This window comes from Type-F symbiont of Plautia stali, assembly GCF_059731105.1.
In genome coordinates this window covers 1,641,976-1,663,452 of the sequence record NZ_AP035909.1, presented here as the reverse complement: position 1 = coordinate 1,663,452, position 21,477 = coordinate 1,641,976, and the positions used below count along the sequence as shown (strand labels likewise).

General features: G+C 60.0%; 19 protein-coding genes. 2 read left to right on the top strand and 17 right to left on the bottom strand.

Annotated elements, in window-relative coordinates; genetic code table 11:
* Positions 1-22 precede the first annotated feature (22 nt).
* The 11 genes from AC6I7A_RS07860 to AC6I7A_RS07810 all read right to left on the bottom strand — a co-directional run bounded on the left by AC6I7A_RS07860 (position 23) and on the right by AC6I7A_RS07810 (position 12,255).
* On the bottom strand, positions 23-433 hold the full coding sequence (locus AC6I7A_RS07860) for a type III secretion system chaperone (protein WP_058956622.1): 411 nt from the start codon (positions 431-433) through the stop codon (positions 23-25).
* 35 nt (positions 434-468) lie between these two features.
* A complete protein-coding gene (locus tag AC6I7A_RS07855; RefSeq protein WP_082668169.1) occupies positions 469-5,868 on the bottom strand; it encodes an AvrE-family type 3 secretion system effector in 5,400 nt (1,799 codons plus the stop codon).
* A 62-nt stretch (positions 5,869-5,930) separates the two neighbouring features.
* A complete protein-coding gene (gene hrpT, locus AC6I7A_RS07850; RefSeq protein WP_058956625.1) occupies positions 5,931-6,116 on the bottom strand; it encodes an HrpT family type III secretion system protein in 186 nt (61 codons plus the stop codon).
* Between the two features lie 17 nt (positions 6,117-6,133).
* Positions 6,134-8,182, bottom strand: a complete 2,049-nt coding sequence (sctC, locus tag AC6I7A_RS07845) for a type III secretion system outer membrane ring subunit SctC (protein WP_111208908.1) — start codon at positions 8,180-8,182, stop codon at positions 6,134-6,136.
* 24 nt (positions 8,183-8,206) lie between these two features.
* On the bottom strand, positions 8,207-8,434 hold the full coding sequence (locus tag AC6I7A_RS07840) for an HrpF protein (RefSeq protein WP_058956626.1): 228 nt from the start codon (positions 8,432-8,434) through the stop codon (positions 8,207-8,209).
* A 76-nt stretch (positions 8,435-8,510) separates the two neighbouring features.
* On the bottom strand, positions 8,511-9,107 hold the full coding sequence (gene sctL, locus AC6I7A_RS07835) for a type III secretion system stator protein SctL (protein WP_058956627.1): 597 nt from the start codon (positions 9,105-9,107) through the stop codon (positions 8,511-8,513).
* Positions 9,094-9,678 carry a hypothetical protein gene (locus AC6I7A_RS07830; RefSeq protein ID WP_058956628.1) on the bottom strand — a complete coding sequence of 195 codons (585 nt, stop codon included), beginning with the start codon at positions 9,676-9,678 and terminating at the stop codon, positions 9,094-9,096. Before AC6I7A_RS07830 ends, sctL begins: the two co-directional genes overlap by 14 nt.
* Positions 9,679-9,681: 3 nt before the next feature.
* Positions 9,682-10,446 carry a type III secretion system inner membrane ring lipoprotein SctJ gene (sctJ, locus tag AC6I7A_RS07825; protein WP_058956629.1) on the bottom strand — a complete coding sequence of 255 codons (765 nt, stop codon included), beginning with the start codon at positions 10,444-10,446 and terminating at the stop codon, positions 9,682-9,684.
* 5 nt (positions 10,447-10,451) lie between these two features.
* Positions 10,452-10,820, bottom strand: a complete 369-nt coding sequence (locus tag AC6I7A_RS07820; protein ID WP_058956630.1) for an EscF/YscF/HrpA family type III secretion system needle major subunit — start codon at positions 10,818-10,820, stop codon at positions 10,452-10,454.
* Between the two features lie 62 nt (positions 10,821-10,882).
* The gene (locus AC6I7A_RS07815) at positions 10,883-11,122 is read right to left on the bottom strand and encodes a hypothetical protein (protein WP_058956631.1); all 240 of its coding nucleotides are present in this window, start codon (positions 11,120-11,122) and stop codon (positions 10,883-10,885) included.
* A 140-nt stretch (positions 11,123-11,262) separates the two neighbouring features.
* Entirely contained in the window at positions 11,263-12,255 is a 993-nt protein-coding gene (locus AC6I7A_RS07810; RefSeq protein ID WP_058956649.1) for a sigma 54-interacting transcriptional regulator, read from the bottom strand.
* Between the two features lie 463 nt (positions 12,256-12,718).
* Here AC6I7A_RS07810 and AC6I7A_RS07805 point away from each other — a divergent pair, with 463 nt between their 5' ends.
* Entirely contained in the window at positions 12,719-13,387 is a 669-nt protein-coding gene (locus tag AC6I7A_RS07805) for a hypothetical protein (protein WP_058956633.1), read from the top strand.
* A 15-nt stretch (positions 13,388-13,402) separates the two neighbouring features.
* Entirely contained in the window at positions 13,403-14,461 is a 1,059-nt protein-coding gene (locus AC6I7A_RS07800) for a hypothetical protein (protein WP_058956634.1), read from the top strand.
* A 189-nt stretch (positions 14,462-14,650) separates the two neighbouring features.
* Here AC6I7A_RS07800 and AC6I7A_RS07795 read toward each other — a convergent pair whose 3' ends face one another.
* The 6 genes from AC6I7A_RS07795 to AC6I7A_RS07770 form a co-directional block, all read right to left on the bottom strand.
* Complete coding sequence (locus AC6I7A_RS07795; RefSeq protein ID WP_058956635.1) at positions 14,651-16,510, bottom strand: hypothetical protein; 1,860 nt, start codon at positions 16,508-16,510, stop codon at positions 14,651-14,653.
* Between the two features lie 191 nt (positions 16,511-16,701).
* Positions 16,702-17,610, bottom strand: coding sequence for a LysR family transcriptional regulator (locus AC6I7A_RS07790; protein WP_058956636.1), 909 nt, complete (start codon positions 17,608-17,610; stop codon positions 16,702-16,704).
* A 170-nt stretch (positions 17,611-17,780) separates the two neighbouring features.
* Entirely contained in the window at positions 17,781-18,602 is an 822-nt protein-coding gene (locus tag AC6I7A_RS07785; protein ID WP_046101681.1) for a M55 family metallopeptidase, read from the bottom strand.
* Positions 18,599-19,642 (bottom strand): DmpA family aminopeptidase, encoded by a 1,044-nt coding sequence (locus AC6I7A_RS07780; RefSeq protein ID WP_058956637.1) that lies wholly within the window; start codon positions 19,640-19,642, stop codon positions 18,599-18,601. Before AC6I7A_RS07780 ends, AC6I7A_RS07785 begins: the two co-directional genes overlap by 4 nt.
* A gap of 2 nt (positions 19,643-19,644) precedes the next feature.
* Positions 19,645-20,529, bottom strand: coding sequence for an ABC transporter permease subunit (locus AC6I7A_RS07775; protein ID WP_046101680.1), 885 nt, complete (start codon positions 20,527-20,529; stop codon positions 19,645-19,647).
* Positions 20,526-21,458 carry an ABC transporter permease gene (locus AC6I7A_RS07770; RefSeq protein WP_058956638.1) on the bottom strand — a complete coding sequence of 311 codons (933 nt, stop codon included), beginning with the start codon at positions 21,456-21,458 and terminating at the stop codon, positions 20,526-20,528. The genes AC6I7A_RS07775 and AC6I7A_RS07770 overlap by 4 nt, the downstream gene beginning before the upstream one ends.
* Positions 21,459-21,477 lie beyond the last annotated feature (19 nt).

Genomic DNA, 21,477 nt, shown 5'->3' with positions numbered 1-21,477 from the left:
AGGGCCACTCCGCATCAGTGCATCAGGCAGCCAGCATCTCCGGCAGCAACGTCCGGACCTCCTGAGCCTGGTGAATAAAGGCGAGCATCAGGGCGTTAAACGCAGCCGGCGTTAAACCGGCCAGCGGCTGCTGATAACAGAGCCGCATCTGCTCCTCTTCATCCAGCGCCAGCCAGCATCCACGCATTGCATACATGTCAAAGTTGAGTTTCATTAACCGCTGCCAGGTCACGAGCTGCGCGGCAAGCCGCGCTGAGGCGAAGAGCAGGCAATGCAGCAGTAACGTATCACTTCCCGGCGGAAGCTCCAGCACTACCGCCTCCCGGCCCTGCTCATCCTGCAACGCGCAGACGCCGTTGTCGAGCGTCAGAGCAATGCCCTGGCGGCGACCAAAATCGTCGAGCAGCCGCTGTACCTCTTGTTGCTGTGTCATCTTCAGCTCCTGTCAGTGTAAGGGGTGATCCAGGCTTAGCGTCGCCCGCGCTTGTCCTGCTGTCCGGCATTCGTTAACGCGTCCACCAGCGTCTGGCTGGCATGGGTTATATCGCCCTCCAGTGTGAAGGCGACAGGTGACCGCTGATTAACACCATAGTTAAAGGTAATTTTCCCCAGGTTACGGCTGATACTGACGCTGGCGGCACTGCTGCCCCCGGCGACAAATAGCGGCACAGAGATCACCTCCTGTTTGGTATTGGTTTCACTAAAACCAATCGATTTAACCCGCAGGTATGTCCGGTCGCGCAGCAGCGCGGCGACCGTCTCCGGCTGGGTTTCCTGACGCAGCCACGCCTGCTGAAGGGCATAGCGCTGTTCATCATGCAGCTCAAGGGTGACCACCGCCTGGGTGTTACGGTTTTTTTGCAACTCGCGGATGATTGCTTTAAGCATGGGCTTCTCCTCCATAAAGCGGCTGATTGCCTCTGCGGCACTCTCTGGCAGTTCGCTGGCGAAGAGGCTATGCACGACATGCATCAGATTATTGCGGTCTACTTTGCGCAGATTACTGTATGTGCTCTGATACTCGGCACTGTTGAGCTGATGGCAGTGCAGCGCATGCGCACGGCGCTGCAAATCCAGTGCCCGTGCGCTGTTAATGACGCCATACTGGCCATTTCCGGCTGGCGTCAGCGCCAGCAGATGGGTCAGCAGTTTGTCGAGCCTGTTCGCTGTGGCCTGCGACTCATCCTGAAGAAAGGTACTGAACCTGTCACTGCGTGCCTGTGCTGAGGCAGTTGTCGTGCCGTCCGCCTTATTCAGCGCCTCAAGCCTCTTTTTTTCGCCTTCAGACAGCGGACGCAGGGTGCCAGGATGCGCCTGGCGTTCGCTCAGGCTCTTTTTCAGCAGCACGTTCAGACCTGCAGAGCCCTCACTTTTCACTTTCTCTGGCGCTTTGTCCGCGTCTCTGAGCGCCTGCAGCAGAGCATTGGTCTGCGGATCGTCAAAGTGCGTCTCTGCCTGCTCGATCAGCTTCTCCAGCTGGCGACGGTGAACAGGCTCCGCCCGGGCGATATCTACACTCATGCTGTGTCGGGTGCGGTTATCCATACTGGCCTGAATCGTGGTGCTGTTGACGCCAAACAGGGGGATACGCAGCCCGGATGAAGGACTCGCGGTAATGCCCACCCCGCCATTCAGACCAATGCTGGCGCTGACGGTGTTGAACATCCGCAGACGGTTATCACTGCGGCCCAGTGTACTGCCCGCCTCGCTCCGGGTGGTGGCACGCTCACGCTGCGCATTCAGGATATTCGTTCCCATCTGCGCCATGCCACCCGCGCGGATCATCACACGATTTTTCCTGCCTTCTCCGCCACTGATGGGATAGCGCAGGCCGCCACTGGCCAGCGCCATCGCAGTGGCGTCCACGTTAAAGGTGAGTGTCGTGCCCTGCTTCACTTTATGACTGACACCTTTTTCCAGCAGTTCACCGGGATGAAGTTCACCCTGAGTCAGCTGCGTGATAAAAGGCTGAAGTTCCGCCTCGCTCAGGGTAAAGCTGACGCTGTTCTGTAACTGGCGCTGCAGGGCAATGGCCACCATGCCACCCAGCCGCAGCGAGGGAACGATGCTGCGGTTGCCGCCAGACGCCGGGAGGGTCGTGGCGTCCGGCTGGCTCAGTGGGTTCCAGCCTGCGGCGCCAAACACCGTGCCGGTGCCGCCCCCGTTCCGGCTGAAGGTGACGTTGATACCACTTTCGCCGCGGGCGAAACTGGCGCTGTAGGCGCGATCAAGATTGCCCCGCACGCCCGGAATACCGATCACTTCCCCGCCGGGGATGACCGAGAGGGTCACCATGCCGCCGTAGTTGCGCCCAAAGCCGATGTTTTCCCCCGGCTCCAGCGCATTGAGCGTCGTGAGAAGTTGCGCCGCCATCTGCTGCTGATCGGAGGCTTTCAGAACCGTGCGGGTCGTCATATTCAGGCCGTGGTGCGGCTTACTCAGCGCATTAATAAAAGATTTCATCGCGTCATAGCAGGCCTCCAGCTGGCGGTTATTCACAAAACCCTGAGCGGTGGCTTTCTGCACCAGATTTTCGCCATACTCCTCATCACGTAACAGACGCAATCGCGCTTTGATGGCTGCAATCTGTGTCGGGCTGGCCTGGCCGTGATCAACAGAGGCAGCCATCTGATCCACCACATCGTGCAGGGCGGCCATCATCAATCCGTCGAGGATCAGACGGGATTTCACCAGCCCCATCTCATCATGAGGATCGCGCATTCGCCCCAGTGGCGGCCGCGCCTTCTGGTGCCGGGTCACGACGCCGTTCGCGTGTAGCTGGCCAATCGCTGCCGGGCGCCCCTCACGGAGTGGATAGCGTCGGCAGACCTCATCCAGCCGGGCCAGCAGATTCTCATCATCACTGTACGGGTTGATCGCCTGCGTGGCCGCCCTGAGCCGTGAGGGATGAAACGCCTCTTTTTCACTTCCGTCACCGTGCAGCGCCCCGCTATGCTGACCGAGCAGGCTGCTGTGGTGCTGTACGCTGTCGGCAACCGTGTCGATAAAGGCGTGCAGATGGTCGATAAACGTCCGGTCGAAGGCGCGCGTATCGAGTGCGGCGAGGCGCGCCTGCAGCGTGCCGTACGCCGCCGCGTCAGGCGTGGCCAGCAACGTTTTAAGCCGCTCATAAAGATCCGCCTGTTGCGCATAGAGCGGACGCAGCCCTTCACGCCCCTGCCAGTGATGGCGCGTGGCGTACCAGGCGTTTTTCAGGGGTCTTGGCGTCGTCATCCGGGTATTGAGTAAATGCGCGCCAAGCCGATCGCGCAGGCGGCTGTTGACATGATTACCATCACGTCCGCTCATCCCGGCAATAGTAGTTTCTGCCTTCAGCGTCATGCCACGCACGTTGACACTTTTTGAGGCTTCATCAAGCCGCGCTATCGCTTTCAGCGGCGTCTGTCGCGAGACACCAGGGGGCGGCGCTGTCAGCTCAGATGCCGACATGACCCGCCAGCGGTTCTCATCTGTGAGAGGGAGTAGCGGGCCTGCAGCGTCCGGCTGCACCTCTGCCCTTTCCGGCGACGTTGCGGCCAGCTGCCATATCGCACTGCGCCCCTCTTTGTCGACCACCATCAGCGCTCCGCTGGCACTGTTATGCAGTCGCGCTAAGGGGCCCAGTTGCGGAGGCAGCGTGACTGGCTGCCAGCGTGCATCCGGGCGGCTGCCAGGCGAGGCGCGCCAGTCCGCTTCCGGCATCGTCCAGAGCCTGCCCTGTAAGTCGAGGAGATAGAGACTGCGATTCTGATCGGTCGTGATATCGATCAGCGTATTGCCTTCGCCGTTCGCGGGCAGCGTCGCGCGGGTGTGCGGCAGCGCGTTCGTAATACCCGCCTTAGTCAGCGTTTGCATCATCCTGTGCGCCTGACGACGCCCGGCCTGGGTGCGGTGATATTGCAGGGTGTTGTTTTCACTGATTGCCGCACAGTTTTCGCCATCCAGTGGTGCAATGGCGCGTGCTTTATTGTTTTCGTCAAACCCAGGCAGAGGCAGCTCTACGCTCAGGCTGACGTTTAACTGCCGCAGGGCAAAACGGTGATGCGCGCCGTCAATCCGGTCACTCTTCTGGCTGATTTTTACCCGTGAAGGCAACCCGTCGCGGATCACCCAGCCATTTCCGTCCTGCGCCCGCTTCAGCGTGTCCGCCTTCTCCTGGCTCGCCTCCCAGCGCCCGGCATTTTTATCCCAGGCATACAGTTTGCCTTCATGAACCGTTAACTGTCCGGTGCGGCCCGTATCGACTCTCTCATGCTCCAGGGGATGCGGCTGCAATAACCCGTTGTGATGATCCAGCACCAGACTCTCGCTGAGATTCCAGCGCGCCTCAAACCGCCCCTGCGCATTCAGCACACAGAGATGTTTCTGGTCTGCCTCGCTTTTCACCACGGCCATCAGTTCGCCATCCCGGTGGGAAACCAGGCTGCTTATCATGACCCCAGCCCCCAGCTGCTCTGAGAGGACTGACTGATTCAGATCAGGCTGTAAAACGATCTCGCTGCCCGGCTGCGCTGGCGGGAATGCTGCGCTCCAGAGCGTCCCCTCGCTGTTCAGCGCATAGAGACGTCTGTGATGCAGCGCCACACCGGTGGCGTGAAACGCCTGCCTGTCACCCGCCTGATTCCGGGCGCTGAGGGTTATTTTCTGCTGTTCCTCTTTTTTCGCGCTGAGGCGACTGAGCAACATAACCGACTGTCCGGCAGTTTTCTCATCACTGAGAAGCAGGAGTGCGGCACCGTGTGAGCCGACGCAGTAGGCGGTAATCTTATCGGTTTTTGCCGACTTTTCGCCGCTGGAGAGATTGTGCAGGCTCTTCTTATCGTAAATGGCATACAGCATCCCATCAGGCTGCCTGCTTAACCGGCTGAAACTTTTTTCTTCCTCTTTATCGACCTGTTCCCAGCACATAGCGGCGTCGTTAAGCCGATAGAGCCGCCCGCCATGCTCCCGCCATTGCTCCGGCAGCGGCGCGCCTGACGGGGTCATCCCGGTTTCCTCGTCATCTGAGGGTTGAGGGGCGTGATGAAAGATGCCGGTCATTAGCGCAGAGACTGCCACATCCGGTAGCGCCGCAAGCCGCTGCGGCGCGGTCAGCTGCGGCCAGGCAGGCATCGGACGGCTGCTGGTCAGACCGATAAACATCGTGGGCGACCCCTGTAGCGAAAAGAGCCTGCCGTCAGGGGCGATCAGGCCGTGCTGGCAATCGTCGTCGCTGGCCTGATGCGCCAGCCAGCGAAACTGCGGACTGGCCAGCGTTTCGCTGAGGAGAGCGGTAAGCGATTCCGACGCGCTCCGGATGACGTTTAACGTGCCATCCTCTGCCAGCGCCAGTCGGGCAGACTGCGGCTGCAGACCGCCCTGCCCGGTGGTCGCCTCCTCTTCGGCCGCACGGAACGCCTGCTGCTGCAGTGAATTGCGCTGGCTCTCCTGCAGCGCGCTGTAGCGTTCTTCTGCAATGGGCGAAAGCAGATGGCGACGGCGTGACGGCCAGGGTTCCGGCTCAGGCATCGGACGTAAGGGGGGGACCTCGGGCGCGGCGTCACTGTGACGCCTCTCCGCCGCCAGGTCGCGGCTGTTCAGCTCCGGCGGGCGGGTGCTCTCTGGCACATCGGGCGGGGGCTGGCGGCGGCACTTATCCCGCAGGCGGCTGAGGCTCTGGCGCAGGCTGCCTATGCGCTGGCGGGCATCCGCTGCCCGCTGGCGCAGGGCTGGCACGGGCTGACGGCTTACCTCCTGGTGCAGGGCGCCACCTGCGGTCTGCTGCGGGCGGCGGGAAAACTGACGTAGTGGAATAGCGTTATCGCTGCGGGCAGGCGACACAGATTGCGTCGCACGCAGGCTTCCCGAAAACGGGAGGTGAATCGCCATGGTTGATCCTCGCTCAAATACGGCCCCGGCGATCAACCGGGGTCTGAGACTACCGAATGCGGTCAGTTATCTACGGCTATCCGCGTAAAGTCATCCGGACCATTACGCAGTTGGGGTTGCCACCAGATGGTGAGGGTGTGCAGGTCGGATGAGGGGCGGCAGCTCACCTCGTTGCACCCGGCCTGTGGCCGTGCGCAGGCACTCAGCATCAGTGCGGCGGCGGCCAGCCCGATTGTTCTCAGTAACATGCTTTTTCCTTATCAGCTCAGAAGACGTTTTTGGCGGGTGCGCCGCCTGATGCAGAGAGCAGCGAAGCGCGCGACGGGCGGGCCGGCGCATGGCTGTCAAACGCCACAAACACCTCTGCCGATTCACCCGGCCGCAATTCCCCGCGTGGCCAGACCCCTACCGCCAGCGTGCGGTCACTGCGGCACACACTCTCATCAAACCGCTGCGTCTGACGCGTGTTATTGGTGATCACCCCGACGGTTATCTGTACGCTGCTGTTGCCATACCACTGATGGCGGCGGAAATCGCTGCCGAACGCCCCCGGAATACGACAGAGTGAGGAGAGCGTCTGGCCTGTGCCGCCGCTGGTCATCCCCGTCGGCACACGGTTCAGTGCCAGGTCGCGCATCGCCCCTTCGACCATCCCTTTGATGTCGGTATATTTATGACGGTTGCTCACCTCATCCATCGCATTATTCAGCTGTTCGCGCGACTCGGCGGCGATATAGCGGGAGGGGTCGACCTGGTCGCCAATCAGATGCGGCGTGATGATAAACAGCCGCTCACGCTGAGAGGTTTCATAGCGTGTTGAGGTAAAGAGTTTGCCGATCAGCGGAATACTGCCGAGGATCGGGATACGTCGCTCGCGATCGCCGGTTTCTTTAGAATGGAATCCCCCCAGCACCAGCGAACGTCGTGCCTCCACCAGCGCCTGGGTACTGACCGCGGCATTGTGGGTTCCCTGGGCATCGCCCTCGTCATCTTTATCGAGCTTGCCATCTTCCACATCCACAATGAGCTGGATGGCCGATTTCTGTGAGGTGCTGATCGCGCGTGGCGTAACCCGCAGGCTGGTTCCGGCGGTGACAGACTGAATATCAGCCACCCGCTCGCCAATGGCGCGAATAAAGGCGGTATCGCTGAAATCAATCACGGCCGGCTGATTCTCCAGCGTGAGGATGGTGGGGTTAGCGATGATTGATGCCGTCCCTTCCCCCTCCATCGCTTCGATGCTGGCAAAAAAGCGCTGGAAATCGGTAACAAACAGGGTGCTGGCACCGGAGAGCATATTGGCACCGCTGACGACGCTGCCAAACTGACCGGCCAGGTTGCTGGAGAAGCGCTTCAGTGCGCTGCGATCAATATCGACGATCACCGCATCGATTTCGATCAGCTTCTGCGGCACATCGATGGCGCTGATTAATGACTGATAGGCTCCCCGGGTTTTCGGATCGTCACGGACCAGCAGCAGGTTATTACGGACATCCGCCGAGACTTTCCCCGCCAGCCTGCTGGCTGACGCTTTCTTACGTCCGGAGACCGGGATATTGCGATTAATCAGCTCATTGAGCACGCTTTGCGACTGTTCACGCGAAACCTGTTCATCCTCTCCCTGCCCCGATGCCTGGCTGCCGGAAGAGGCGTTGCCGGCGTGCCCCAGCAGCTCATTCAGGATAGTTGCCACCCCCGGCACCCGCAGCTCCTGATCGCGATAGCGGATGGTGCGATCCGCCACGGCTGCGTACCGCAGCGGAAATGCCATCATATCTTTGTTGCCCTCAGCTTCAGGTTTACTCTCCGACTTACGGGCAAATTCCGTTATCTGACGCACATACTCCGGCGGCCCGGTGACCAGAACCACGCCCTCATCGGGCAGCTCACCCCAGCCGAAGCGGGGCTCCAGCAGGCCGACCCCGCGCAGCGCCTCTTTCAGATCGGGTGCCGCTTCCGGCGAAATCTCAATACGCTGGGAGGTCTGGGCAGCCTGTGGGCTGACGTAGAGCGTGCTGTTGTAAACAAACCACTGAAAGCGATACTCAAGCGCCAGGCGATTGAGGAACGCCTCCGGGCTTTCTGCGCGCAGTTTACCCGTGACATTGCTGTCGGGCAGCGTGCCCAGATTGACCTCGACACCAAAGCTGCTGGCAAAGTCGTCAAGAATAATGTTAAGCGGGGTGTTGTCTGCCGAGTAGGCATAGGCACCGCTCTTCCATTCATCCGGCACCCGGGCGCAGGCGTGGCCCACACTCAGTACCAGCAGGGTAATGACCGCCAGCAGGCGGCCCGGAAAAGAAAAGGTAAACACGCCTGACTCCTTGCTGACAGGGGCTCAGTTAACAGCGTCGATAATCGCTTTACGGATGCCAAACTTGAACTGGGTATATTGCGAACTCGCCCAGCTGGCATTGGACATATCCTGCAGGCGATTCTGGAAAGCATACATATCCGCAATGCTGAACGATTCGCCCGAGATATCGCGGGCAAACTGATAGGCTTCATGATGTTTGCGGTGGGAGTTGGAAGAAAGTTGACGCTGGAACAGATCGTTTGAACTCATGATGGTGACTCCTCTTGTTAGGCACCCCTGTTAAGTGGCGCAGCACGCAAAGCAGTTCCACAGATTTTTTGTTTTTTTATGTGCTCTCCTCTGCCAGCGCGGGTGCGAGCTGCTGATGCAGCGTCCGCCAGTCCACGACCAGCTCACCGGTGTCGGTTATCAGCCGCAAACGATCGGGCTCAAGCGCCGGGTCGGCGTACAGCGTCCAGCGCAGCGACGGCTGCGTGGCCAGCCAGTCGGCAATCTGCTGCACCTGCCCGCTGGCACAATAGAGCGTAGCCTGCTGCTGACGCGGAGAGTGACGCAACAGCTGTCTGATCAACACCTGAAACCGGCGCTCATCATCCACCTCATCAAGCAGTTGCTGCAGCGCCTCGTTAACGACCTTGCCGGCCAGTACCACCAGCTGTGCCTCTTCGGCGGTGCGCTGATGCTGCCAGTCAGTGAGGAGCGTCTGCGCCTGCTGCCAGAACAGGGCTTCCCATTCGCGCAGGCTGGCCGCTTTTTCAGCCTGCGCTTCGGCACGGGCCTGTTCACGGATCGCCTGCGCCTGCTGGTGCGCCTGGCGGATAATGGCGGTCGCTTCCAGCCCAAGCGCAAGCGCCTCGCGGCGCAGCAGCGTACCCGACGCCGGGCTGCCCTCCGGCAGGGAAAGGCTTTTAAGTTTCCACATTGCGCATCGCTCCCGAAGGATGTTGCACCTGCCAGAGCGCCACTTCCCATAAGGGGCGCAGGCGGTGATCGGGCAGTGAAAGTGCCGGGCTTACCGGCGCTTCCTCTGCCGGAAAAAGCAGCCGCAGACGTGGCCAGATTGTCGGGAATAACGCCTGCAGCAGGCAGAGGCTGTCGGCACTGCCGCCGGTGGTGAAAAGCCCGGCAGGCAGCCAGCATGCAACGCGCGTCCCCTTCGCCAGACGCCGCAGCCAGATCTTCAGCTCAGCGGAGAGTGGCATGGCCCCGCCGCAAATTTCAGCGACCAGAATGAGGAGTTGCGCGCGCTGCTGAGGGGGCAAATCGCTGATAGCCAGCACCATCGGCTCGGGTGCGGCCAGCTCCCCTGAGATACCCAGCGTATGTTGCCAGCACGAGGCGTGCTGACGCAGATACTGCCTCTGCACAGGAACAGATAAACGGGCCAGCGGCGGCAGACCCCAGCTTTCATCCGCCTGCAGCCAGCACTCCGTGTGCCACCAGCGCAGCCAGCGCAGAGCCAGTTCTTCATCGGGTGCAGCGTTATGCATCATGCCTCACTTCGCCTGAGCAGCCAGGCGCTTACGGCTCAGAGCCTGACGAATGAAGGCATTGCCCACCAGTAACAGCAGCAGCACTCCAAAGCATGTTGTAACTACCTTCACCATCCCGTATCGTTCCGCGGTAAGCTGAAACGGCCCCAGCTGCACTATTTCAGGCTTATCCTGCCAGGCTTTCGCTGGCACAAAAACGATCGCCAGGTCGCGATCGTCGCGGCCGACCAGCCCCGGAATACTGGTCGCCACCAGCCGCCGAATACGCGGTTCGATACTGTCCGGATCGAGATTTTCATGATATTTGATAAATACCGACGCGGACGCGGGCTGAACCGGCTCGCCAGGGGCGATACGCTCCGGCAGGACAACGTGCACGCGCGCCACCACGACGCCATCGATCTGTGACAGGGTTGCTTCGACCTCCTGCGACAGCGCATAGATATAGCGGGCGCGCTCCTCCAGCGGGCTGGAGATGACCCCACTTTTCTGAAACACCGCGCCGAGATTGGTTCGCGCCTGATGCGGCAGTCCGGCGGCATTCAGAATATTGACCGCCCGCTCGATATCGCCGCGCGCGACGCTCACGCTTACCCCCTCTTTAAAAACCTGTTTTTCCGCCTCTATCTTAAAGCGGCTCAGTTCTGCCACGACATCATTGGCATCGTTTTCCGAGAGTCCACTGTGCAGTTGCGTCTGGTCGCCACAGCCGGTCAGCAGCAGCGCCAGACACAGGGCGCAGAGGCATTTCATTACAGAGCCATTCATAGGATTCACTGCAGATTGCTGATTTTGTCGACTGACTGAACGGTTTTGGCGATCACTTTGGCGTTCATCAGGCTCTCGATGTAGTAATCAGAGAGTTGCGCATTGGCGCGGGAAAAATCTTCCGCACTGGAAGATCGCGACGCGACTCTGAGATCGTGAAAGGCCTCTTTTTGCGCACGCTGGTTGCCGCTCAGCGATTGCAGGATATTGCCCACCACGCCGGGTTCCGAAGCGGTCCCACTGCGACCGTCAGGTGCCGGGCCATTCAGCTGTGCGTTAAACCATTGAATATCCCCCTCCGACGGCGGCTCGCTGTACATCTCAACTGAGGGAACCGGTTCGGAGGTGAGTGAAGAAGATTGAGAGACTTTCATCCGTAGCACTCCTGTGGCATGAAAGAGCAGGGAGACAGGAACTGGCCCCCTGCCGGAGCGGATTAGTACTGAATTTTGACCTGGGCAGCCGCAGAGGCAGCCTGCGCATTACTTTCGGCGATGCCGTTAATGCGCTGGAACTCTACGTCACGATCCATTTTATCGGCCTGATTTTCCTGCATTTTGTCCATCGCCTGCTGCGACCGGACCATATATTTCGCACCGCTGTAGGCTCCGGCAACCTGCGTGTAAGCAGACGCTGCGTTGGTGATGCCGTTAGAAAGTAAGCTCGCACCTGACATAATAATTCCTCGCGTTGATGATGAGTTGTCGTTGGGTGTTGCCTTCATTAAGTAAAAAAGGAAGCGACCCGGTTCCATCGCAAAGAAAATATTTCTGCCGGTAAGGCGTCTGGCCCACCCCGGGTGAGGCGGGCGACTGGTCAGGCGATAAGTTTCAACAGCTTCAGGCGGTGATAGAGGGTACGTCTGGGGATACCTAATTCAAGAATGACATCGTCGATACGATGATCGTGGCGGTTCAGGCAGTCGTGGATCAGGCTGCGCTCAATGCGCCGCATTCTCTCCTTGAGTAATCCACCCCCTTCCTGCCTGATCTCACTGCACAGCGGCGGCAGGCCCAGCACAAAGCGTTCAGCCGCCGCTTTCAGCTCGCGGATATTTCCCGGCCAGCTATGCAGCAGCAGGGTTTCATCAAGCGCGGGCGACGCTGGCGGCAGTGGCTGATTGAGGCGCAACGCCGCCTCCTGGGTAAACTGGCGAAACATCGGCAGAATCAGCTCCGGTCGTGATCGAACGGTTGGCGTGGCAATTTTAATCGTGTCGAGGCGAAAGAAGAGATCCCGGCGAAAACGCCCCTGCGCTACCAGCTGCGCCAGCGGAATCTGCGAGGCGACAACGATGCGCAGATCCAGTCCGATACTTTTAGTGCTGCCCAGGCGCTCCACCGCGCGGTTTTCCAGGACGCGCAGCAGCTTGGCCTGCATCGTCAGCGGCATACTGTCAATTTCATCCAGAAACAGCACGCCGTGATTGGCACTCTCTATATATCCCGCCCGTGAACTGCTCGCGCCGGTATACGCCCCGGCCATGACGCCAAACAGCTCGCTTTCGGCCAGCGTTTCCGGAATGGCTGCACAGTTGACCGGCACCATCGGGCCGCGACAGCCGGACAGCTTATAGAGCCGCTGGGCCAGCGCATCTTTCCCGGTGCCCGTTTCTCCCTCAATTAAGACATCGATGTTCAATGGCGCAATCGTATTCAGAATCTTATACAGATGGGTATGGATATCGGTTACGGGTTCGGCATCTCCCGTCACTACAGAGGGACGGGAATCAACCTGACGTAAAACGCTATCCGCCCTCTCCTCATCAACAGTCGCCTGGCCTGACTGTGTCCTGTAAAGACGAACCATACATTCTCCGTTAGCTTCACTTAAGCGCGTCTTACAGAAGACACGCGGATAATTCAGCATGTTTGGAAATTCCGGAAGCAGAGCCTGATGTAAAGAATTACAAATTTACCGCGGCTTCACTCTCACTCAATCTGTCCAGGCCCGCTATCAGTCCAGGATTATTGTTTTGTAGGGATTGACGTGCAGCCGGTAAGGATTACCTTACAGGATTTAATAAAAAATCTTATTAAACATGAAGATATGATTTTCCTGAAGGCGCCTCTGCGTGTTGAGAATCTGAACCCGTATCACAAAGAGAATATTCAGCCTGGAACCAGCCCGGAACAATCGCCACTCACAGTGCGAGGTAGCATCAGCCTGAAAAGTAAAATTGTGCAATCGGCAGAAAATAGGATTGCAAAATATTACGGCTTCAGCGGCTGCCCATTTCATCACTGACTGATTAATACTGAGGAGTAACATCATGAAAATTCCAGGATTTGGTGGGGGTGCGGCAAATGCGAACAGAGTCGATCTGCCGTCGGCCACAATGCCCGGCAAAGCGGGAGGCACTCCGGCAGGTAAAGCTGATTTACCCGATCTGCCGGGTAAATCATCGTTATCTTTTCTTGATAATGCGAAAACCAACCCCCTCTCATTTGCCAGTAACGCCTTTGGCGGCCTGAGCACGCTGGCTTCGCTGACCGGTTCAGGCGGCAGCCAGAACAACAGCCCGTCAAAAGGGGCCAGCTCGCCTGACGCTCTGGGCGGCGGTGGCTTACTGCAGCAGATTATGATGCTGACCGGCCTGCAACAGCTGCTGGGCGGGGGAAACAAAGCGCAGCAGCCGGCGGAAGCGACGACCCCGGCGCCGTCACAGGGCGCGAACAGTAGCAGCAATCCGCTTGAGCAGCTGATGCAGATGCTTCAGCAGTTGCTCCAGCAGATGATGGGGGCTGATAAAGGTAAAGGCGCAGAGAGCGGAGAATCCGGCGGTAATGCCCCACAGGCACCGGGTCAGGGCGCAACGGATAATGGAGGCCAGGGTGGCATGATGCAGAACCTGCTGTCGCTGTTGGGGCTCTCTTCATTGTTGCAGGGGCTGCTGGGCGGTGGCGAGGGGCAATCTTCCGGGAAAAATACGCAAAGCTGATGCAGGGGAAACTCTATGGTGATGAATATACCTGGCGCAGGCGGCATCACGCCTGCGTTTTCACCCGGCAGGCAACTGCCGGGTAATCTGCCCTTGCCCGCTTTCCAGTCCGGCGCTTCGCTGGCGGGTGCGGGGCGTGATCTTCCCGTCTCCTGGGCCAGTGCAGGCGGAACCCCGCTCGCGGGGCTGACCGATCCGACCTGCCAGTTAGATCAGCTGTTATCCCAGCTGGGTTCAGGGGCGCTGGTAGATCCGGCCGCCGCTGATGAAGGCGCGCTACCCACGGCGTTATTTGTCAGCGAAACAGCCGGTGAAGACGTTCCGCAGGCAGCGGGCGATGGCGTGCGAAGCAGTGAGAAGGACACCCGCGTCAGGCCGACAGAGGAGAACCTGACGGGCCGCCCGCCGGGGGATAACCGCAGCGCCGAACAGATCATTGATGAGAATCCGGTGCTGAAAAACCTCGGCAATCAGAAAGATATCAAGCGCGAGCAGCTTAAGGAGCGCTTCGGCGACTGGACGGATGCCAATAAGGATCCGAAAAGTCGTGCTGATGCAGCCTATAACATGGCCTGCGTGCTGAACAGCATCAAAGGTCTTAACGCCCGTGACGGCAGCGAGCGAAAGGAGATCTCAGCGAACGACAAGATTGAGGGCATCACCAGGGATGGCGACGCCCGCCACGGTACCGAGGCGGGTGTACTGAAGGATATCGCCGAGCAGGGGCTGAAGATGTTGCCGGAGAATAAACAGCTGCCACAGACGAACGATACGCATGTGCGTCCGGATGGAACCAATAAAGATAACTTCCAGTGGGGGATGGGTGAGTTTGGCAAGATATTGTCGAACATCCCCATCCTGAAATCTGTTGCTGCGCCTTTCTTTAACAATATTGGTGAGGCGCGCAACGTGGGTGAAGTCTTTACCGGCGGCCTGAAAGGACTCGCCGAAGGCGGACTGAGTGCAGCACGAGGGCCGGTTGGCTGGGGCATTACCGCAGCCACCGATACCGTGCAGATTGCGATGGAGAATGCCGGCGGAAAAGGAAAGAACGAACCGCCACCGTTTGCCTGATCTCTGACAGCTGACGTTTGTCCCTGTAGCCGATACAGGGACTTTTTTTTTGCTCAGGCCGCTAGCGTGGCCGCCATAACGCGCTCTTACGGGGGGGAACAGCGCAGATGCGGGTTACGGCGGACGTGTGAGGCCGCGCAATTCAGGCATAAAAAAAGCCGCATCGCTGCGGCTTTCAGACGGGAGGTATCAGGAAGGTTTTTTCGGTTCGGCGGCTTCTGCCGGAGCGGCGGCGGCTGCCGGAGCGGCCGGTTCTGCCGAACCTGCGGCTGGCCCGGCGGCGTCTGATGAGGCAGACAACGAGGTTAAGGCGTCTGACAGTGGGATCATCTCTTCGATACGCTCCTCCATGCTGGCTGTTTCTATGTTCAGCAACGCATCAAGGGCTGCCTTATCAGCCTCGGTATGCTCTTTCGGATCTGTCTTTATCGCTTCCGTCGAGGGGAACTCTTTCCACCAGGCATGGGTATCGCCCGTCTCGTGCATCTGTTGTGAGCGTGCTGGCGGGCTATTTCTCAGCTCGCCGGAATAGCCCGACTGCACACTGCCGCTGTCCGACACCTCTGCTTCTGACGGCGTTGCGGTTCCGGTTCTTTCACCTGGCGCTGGCGTTCCGGCCGGGGATGCCGCCCTGGCATCCGCGTCTGAGGCTGGCATTGATTCATGCAGGCTCGCTCCGGCGCTGCCATCTGGCGCAGGCGAACCTTCAGGTGTTCCTGCGCCCGAAGCGGTATGGGCGTCACCGTCCGTGGTGTCAGTGACGGCAGATGATGAAGAGCCTGTATTGCCTTCGTCATTCAGACCCAGTTTGTTTTTCACCGCTTTTTTCAGCTCATCATAGGCAATGGCGGCCGCCCCCTGTGAAAAATAGGCCGCCGCCGCCACCGGGATATAGGCCCCCTGACCTGCAAGTTCACGCACGGCGCGGTTAGCCGGATTTTTCATGACCTCCTCGATACTGCCCAGCCCTTTGGCCATAGACGATGCCATAGCCTCACTCGCGCCTCTTTTCGACATATTTGCCAGTCCCAGCCCGCCGCCCAACGCGAAGCCTTCGACCAGCTGAGAGAGCGCGACAAGATTTCGCACGGCACTGCACCAGGTTTTTGGCGTCTTCGCATTGTTCATCAGAGCATCAAAACGGCCACCTTGCGCGCTATGCCCCTGCCCGCTGGCTAAGGCGTTATAACGTTCCTGCCAGTCAGTGCGGCCAAATAAGTACTCCGCGTTATTCAGGCGGTCGAAACGGTTCTGCGCAACCCCACTTGCCGCCCCGGCACCGTAGGTTAAGGCCATACTGGCCATCTGACTGCCAAGATAAGCCGCTTTACCTGCACTCTTCAGGATACTCATGGGTTGCGCACCCGGCGCGTTTTCTGCGAGTGTCTGTGTACCCGCGGAGATCGCTGCGTTAATCGGGTTGCGCAGGTTATACCCTGTCCCTCCCAGCGCCGCCTGCTGTGTCTTATGCCCCAGCGTGTCGTGCCTTTTCATTACCTCCTGCATAAAGGGTTCGAGGTAATTTTCGTCAGCCTGCATCCACTTACCCTCTTTAAGGCTGTTATCGACAAGTTTAGAGACAACCGCCTTGAAGGCAACCGCCGTCAGTCCAGCGGTGAGACCTGTCACAAAATCGTGTGCTTTGGTGCCCGGCTCCAGATTGAGCTGATGTGCCAGCAACTTACCCGCCAGGTCACCGGGCACGCCGGAAAGTCCGTAAGCCAGCCCTATCGCAGACTCGGCGAGTGCCGATGTTCGTCTGTCACTGTCGCGGGCGTGTTTAAGCACATCGCTGACATTATCTGCAGTCTGCCCCATTTCATCATGTAGCGTGACAGCGACCCGCTGCATGTGTTCGTGCACGCCGTCGGCACTACTGGATTCATTTTTCAGGACCTGCTCAATACGCGCAATCTCCTGTAGCCGGTTTGCCGCGGCGGCATCAACGCCCGCCGCTGCGCCGGTCGACGCCGTCGTACGTGATCGCAGGGCGATCTCCTCATGTCCGGATGCAGGTGTGCGCCCGTGACTTCTGATTCCATCCATCATTCTCACTCCGCCAGGTTGTGCCGGTTACCAGCAACCGGTCAGTTGATGACTTGCGAAGTGAGTGACTCACCCCGCAACGTGAGAGTTGAGTGCGGCAGGCGCGAGTCCGGTTTCATACCTGAGCGACATTCTTAAGGTTTTGTGATGCACGTCATAAAACGCCCTGTCGGGACGCGGGAATGCGCGACGTCTCAGCCAGCAATAAACTGCGTTTCACACTGCCGGGCAATCTCCCACAGTCGGTTGCGAATCACCTGCTTAAGCTGCAGTGTGGACTGCGACTGAGGCAGGTCGCGCCGGCTGATCAGCATCACTTCAAACGGCAGGGGCTGGGCCACGGGCAGCAATTTCAGCTGGTCGGCATAGCGGCAGGCGGTGAAGAGATCCACGACGCCCACGCCGCCGCCCGCCAGCACCATATCCGCGATGACCGAGTAGGTTTTGATCGATAACGACACGGCGGGATTCAGTTTTTTATCGCGCAGCGCACGATGGAGTACGCGCCCTAAAGGGTCCTGGGCCTGCATCATCAGCAGATTGTTGTCGCATAACCACGCCAGCGTAACGGGGTCAGCCTGGGGATGATGACGTGGCAGCAGCGCCACCATGGAGGAGTGAAACAGGGGTTCAGCCAGCAGAGCCGCGTCGACCTGCTGACCGAAAACCAGGGCAAAATCGAGCTGATTCTCCAGGATCATCTGGCATAAGGTACTGAAGTGCTCGGTGACCAGTTCAACGCTGACAGAGGCCATCTGCTGTCGCCAGGTCACCAGGGCGGGAGCCATCACCATCTGACCAAATGCGTGAGCCGCCCCGACGCGCACTAACTGCCCTTCGCCGCGCCGCAGCTGTTCGGCGAGCTGAGTAATGGATTGCAGGCGCTGACAGAGTTCGTCGATTTCCGGCAGCAGGCGCCGCCCCTCTGCTGTCACGCTCATCCCCTGAATACGGCGTTCAAACAGCGCAAACCCCAGCTGCTGCTCAGCGTGATTCAGCACCCGGCTGATGTTCGGCTGCGACACATTCAGCAGGCGCGCCGCTGCGCTGATGCTGCCGGTCTGAACGATGGCCTGAAAGACCTCTATATGGCGGAGCCGCATAATTTTTACCCTGGATGGAATAGCGAATAAAGGCGCCTCCGCCAGGTGGCCTGATCAGGTCCGGGCGGAGGAGAGGCGAATCGTCTCCTCATGCAAAAACTGTACCGCATAGCCAGAGAGGAGGCAGTTACCCGCCTCACAGACAGGGTTACATCTACGGGGTAATGTCGCTACGACTGGGTCGTCGCCAGATAAGAGAAGGCACTGAGCAGGCTGATTAACGTCGCCATTTTCTCCGCCCGATAGCCGACGGTGACACCATCAAGACGCGTGACGCCGGGGATCAGGCAGAACAGATCGGCCAGCACCGGCCTGCTGGCCTGCAGCCGCATCGCGTAGGGTGCCGTCAGGCGGGTCGTGCTCACCTGAGGCTGATGCTGCAATGCGGTGCGTGCCGCGGCAGCAATCGCACGCTGCGCGGCGTGAGGGCTGATCGATTCCGCGCAGGTGTGGGAAATGGCGCGTTTGACACAGACGTAATCGACCGTCGGGTAGTGTTCCGCTATCCAGCCCTGCAGCTGATCGTCGCCCGTCACCAGCAGCAGTGGCGTGCCCTGCTCAGCCGCGGCGGCGGCGTAAATATCGGTTTCGCCCATCACCAGACCATTGATATGGATACGCCAGAATGCCCGGCCGTTAATGGTATGCGCCAGCACGCCGGGTTCACCCGCGGCACTGTGATAGCCCACCAGAAATAAGCCGTCGAACTGCTGCTGTTCAATGCCTTCCACCATCGACAGCCCGCGAGGTTTGCCCTGCACCAGCCGGGCGCGGGAATCGATATTTTCCGCCCGCAGGTTGGTCATCCGGGCATGGCTGTCTGCAACCACCACGTCCGTGGCGCCGCCCGCGAAAGCGCCCTCAATCGCAGCATTGACTTCCTGCTCCATCAGCCCCCGGGCCAGCTGGTACTCCGGGTTGCCTGGGGTGCACTGCTCCGGGCACATGACGCCCGCAATGCCTTCGATATCGGCAGAGATAAAAATTTTCATGAGGTTAACCTGTCCAGTATCTGAGTCAGTGAGGGCCGATGATGACCCCGAAAGCCGGTCACGGCCTCCGCGCTCAACAGGGCGTCCAGTACAGCCTGTTCGGTGGCATCGGCCGCGGCGGCAAGCAGCGGCTCCAGCTGCTCCTCCCGTGGCGGTTGCGGCACCGGTTGCGTTGAAAACGCCACCGCAACGTCGCCCGAGCCGTGGCCCCAGTGGCTGCCCAGCCGTCCCAGGCCAGCACCGGCGCGCTTCGCGAGGCGCTTTAACTGCCGCGCCTCGAGCGGCGCATCCGTTGCCATGATGATGATGACAGAACCGGCATCGCGCTGTGGCGTGTGGCCTGGCAGCAGCGGCGCAATCATCTCACCGGCCCGCACGCCATCGAGCGTCAGGGCCTCCAGTGCGCCAAAATTGGCCAGCACCAGCACGCCAAGCGTGGCGCTGAGCGAGGGGATCAGCCGCGAGGCGGTGCCGATCCCCCCTTTCAGGCTGAAACAGCTCATGCCGCGTCCGGCCCCGACGCTGCCGCGTGCGAAATCGGCTGAGGCGGTCTGCAGGGCCGTCTGCGCCATCGCCTCGCTGACAGCCAGTGCCTGAATATCGTTGAGCCAGCCATCGTTACACTCCAGCGCCAGAGGATTGACCGTCGGCAGCGTTCGCCCCAGCTCCGGGTTGCGACGGATGGCATCCCGTACCAGCGTGGTAAACAGCGTGCCGACCGCCAGCGTGTTGCTGAGCAGAATCGGCGTCTGCAGCACGCCAAGCTCCTCGATCTGAACCAGCCCGACCGGTTTGGCAAACCCGTTCAGAACCTCTGCCCCGCACGGCAGCGGCGTCAGAAACAGATTGTCGCCGGGCGGCACGATAGCGGTGACGCCAGTCTGAATCTCGCCTGCATTCAGCGTAGAGTGGCCGACCCGCACGCCCGCCACATCGCTGATGCGATTAGTGGCTCCGCAGGCGCTGCGCGGCTGACCCAGCTGACGCGTCTCACGCCAGCGCTCCAGCAGCAGCGTGCGCTGCACATGTTGAAAATCCATCGTCAGCCCTTGAGTTTGGGATCGAGGGTGTCGCGCAACGCATCCCCAAGCAGGTTAAAGGCCAGCACGGTCAGAAAGATCGCCAGCCCCGGAAAGACGCTCATATGCCAGGCCCCGGCCATCATCATGCTGCGGCTCATCGCCAGAATATTGCCCCATTCAGGCACGTCAGGCTCCGGGCCCAGTCCGATAAAGCTCAGCCCCGCCGCCGTGAGAATACTGGTGCCAATGCGCATGGTGAAATAGACAATCACGCTGGAGAGCGTGCCGGGCAGAATATGCCGCAGAATAATCACCCGGTCTGGCGCACCGGCGCAGCGCACCGCCTCAACATACGCCGCCTGTCGCAGTGAAAGCGTCGAAGCACGCACGATACGGGCAAAGACCGGTACGCTGAACACCGCGACCGCGATGATGACATTGTTCAGGCCCGTTCCCAGCAGCGCCACCACCGCAATGGCCAGCAGCATGCCGGGAAAGGCGAACAGCACGTCGGCGCCGCGCATAATCAGCATATCGATCCAGCGGCCATAGTAGCCGGCCAGTAAACCCAGTATCACCCCGGCGATCATGCCCAGCGTGACCGACAGCACCCCGACATAGAGCGAGATGCGGGCGCCGTAAATAATCCGGCTCAGCAGGTCACGCCCCAGCTCGTCGGTCCCCATCCAGTGGGCGGCCGTAGGCGGCGACGATAACGCCATCCAGTCCGGTGCCATCGGGTCCCAGGGGGCCAGCCAGGGCGCAAAGAGGGCGACCACAATCAGCAGCAGCACAAATCCGCCCGACACCAGCGCCAGGGGATTACGCACAAAGGCGTGCAGGAAGTCGCGCCAGGGTGAACGAATGATCTGTGGCGGGTTTTCAGTCAATGATGACGAACTCATCTCGGCTCCTGTCGCAGACGAATGGCCGGATTGACGACTGCATAGAGCAGATCGACCAGCAGGTTAATCACGATAAATTCAAACACGAACAGCATCACCAGCGCCTGAATGACCGGCTGGTCCTGCGCCTTGATCGACTCAATCAGTAACCAGCCCAGACCAGGCCAGTTGAAGACGCTCTCCACGACGATAGAGCCCCCCAGCAGAAAACCGAACTGCAGGCCCAGCATGGTGATCACCGGGATGAGTGCGTTGCGCATCACATGTTTCCACGTCACCAGCCGTTTTCGCAGCCCTTTCGCTTTTGCGGTGCGCACGTAATCTTCCTGCGCCACCTCAAGAAAGGCTGAGCGGGTGAAGCGCGCCATCACGGCCGCCACCGACGACCCCAGGGTGATGGCGGGCAGGACAATATCGCTGGCCCTGTTAAAGCCGCTGACCGAAAAGAGTCCAAACGGCATCGCGACGAACTGGATCAGCAGCAGCCCCAGCCAGAAGGCGGGCATGGAGATGCCGCCGACGGCCACGCTCATCAATGTCCAGTCCTGCCATTTCCCCCGTTTCAGCGCCGCCAGAACGCCGAAGAGCAGGCCGAGGATCACGGACCAGGTAAATCCTGCGAGGGCGAGCCACAGTGTCGGCATGAATCCCTGCGCGATCACCTCCCGCACCGGTTGCTGCGTGCGGTAGGTGATGCCGAGATCGCCCTGCAGCAGGCTGCCGACCCAGTGGAGATACTGCTGCGGCAGCGGATCGTTCAGCCCGAGATGCTGACGTGCCGCCTCTACCGCCTCGATGGGCGCATCCGGTCCGGCATAGATGCGCGCCGGATCGCCCGGCAGCAGCTTGATAAAGCCGAAAACCAGCAGCGAGACCACCAGCAAAACCGGGATCATCTCGAGCAATCGGCGAAGGATGTATGCAAACATGCGATTCCCTGAAACAGAG

Coding starts and splice junctions, on each gene's coding strand:
- AC6I7A_RS07860 (WP_058956622.1), bottom strand. CDS start 433: ATGACACAGCAACAAGAGGTACAGCGGCTGCTCGACGATTTTGGTCGC.
- AC6I7A_RS07855 (WP_082668169.1), bottom strand. CDS start 5,868: ATGGCGATTCACCTCCCGTTTTCGGGAAGCCTGCGTGCGACGCAATCT.
- hrpT (WP_058956625.1), bottom strand. CDS start 6,116: ATGTTACTGAGAACAATCGGGCTGGCCGCCGCCGCACTGATGCTGAGT.
- AC6I7A_RS07840 (WP_058956626.1), bottom strand. CDS start 8,434: ATGAGTTCAAACGATCTGTTCCAGCGTCAACTTTCTTCCAACTCCCAC.
- sctL (WP_058956627.1), bottom strand. CDS start 9,107: ATGTGGAAACTTAAAAGCCTTTCCCTGCCGGAGGGCAGCCCGGCGTCG.
- AC6I7A_RS07830 (WP_058956628.1), bottom strand. CDS start 9,678: ATGATGCATAACGCTGCACCCGATGAAGAACTGGCTCTGCGCTGGCTG.
- sctJ (WP_058956629.1), bottom strand. CDS start 10,446: ATGAATGGCTCTGTAATGAAATGCCTCTGCGCCCTGTGTCTGGCGCTG.
- AC6I7A_RS07820 (WP_058956630.1), bottom strand. CDS start 10,820: ATGAAAGTCTCTCAATCTTCTTCACTCACCTCCGAACCGGTTCCCTCA.
- AC6I7A_RS07815 (WP_058956631.1), bottom strand. CDS start 11,122: ATGTCAGGTGCGAGCTTACTTTCTAACGGCATCACCAACGCAGCGTCT.
- AC6I7A_RS07810 (WP_058956649.1), bottom strand. CDS start 12,255: ATGGTTCGTCTTTACAGGACACAGTCAGGCCAGGCGACTGTTGATGAG.
- AC6I7A_RS07805 (WP_058956633.1), top strand. CDS start 12,719: ATGAAAATTCCAGGATTTGGTGGGGGTGCGGCAAATGCGAACAGAGTC.
- AC6I7A_RS07800 (WP_058956634.1), top strand. CDS start 13,403: ATGGTGATGAATATACCTGGCGCAGGCGGCATCACGCCTGCGTTTTCA.
- AC6I7A_RS07795 (WP_058956635.1), bottom strand. CDS start 16,510: ATGATGGATGGAATCAGAAGTCACGGGCGCACACCTGCATCCGGACAT.
- AC6I7A_RS07790 (WP_058956636.1), bottom strand. CDS start 17,610: ATGCGGCTCCGCCATATAGAGGTCTTTCAGGCCATCGTTCAGACCGGC.
- AC6I7A_RS07785 (WP_046101681.1), bottom strand. CDS start 18,602: ATGAAAATTTTTATCTCTGCCGATATCGAAGGCATTGCGGGCGTCATG.
- AC6I7A_RS07780 (WP_058956637.1), bottom strand. CDS start 19,642: ATGGATTTTCAACATGTGCAGCGCACGCTGCTGCTGGAGCGCTGGCGT.
- AC6I7A_RS07775 (WP_046101680.1), bottom strand. CDS start 20,529: ATGAGTTCGTCATCATTGACTGAAAACCCGCCACAGATCATTCGTTCA.
- AC6I7A_RS07770 (WP_058956638.1), bottom strand. CDS start 21,458: ATGTTTGCATACATCCTTCGCCGATTGCTCGAGATGATCCCGGTTTTG.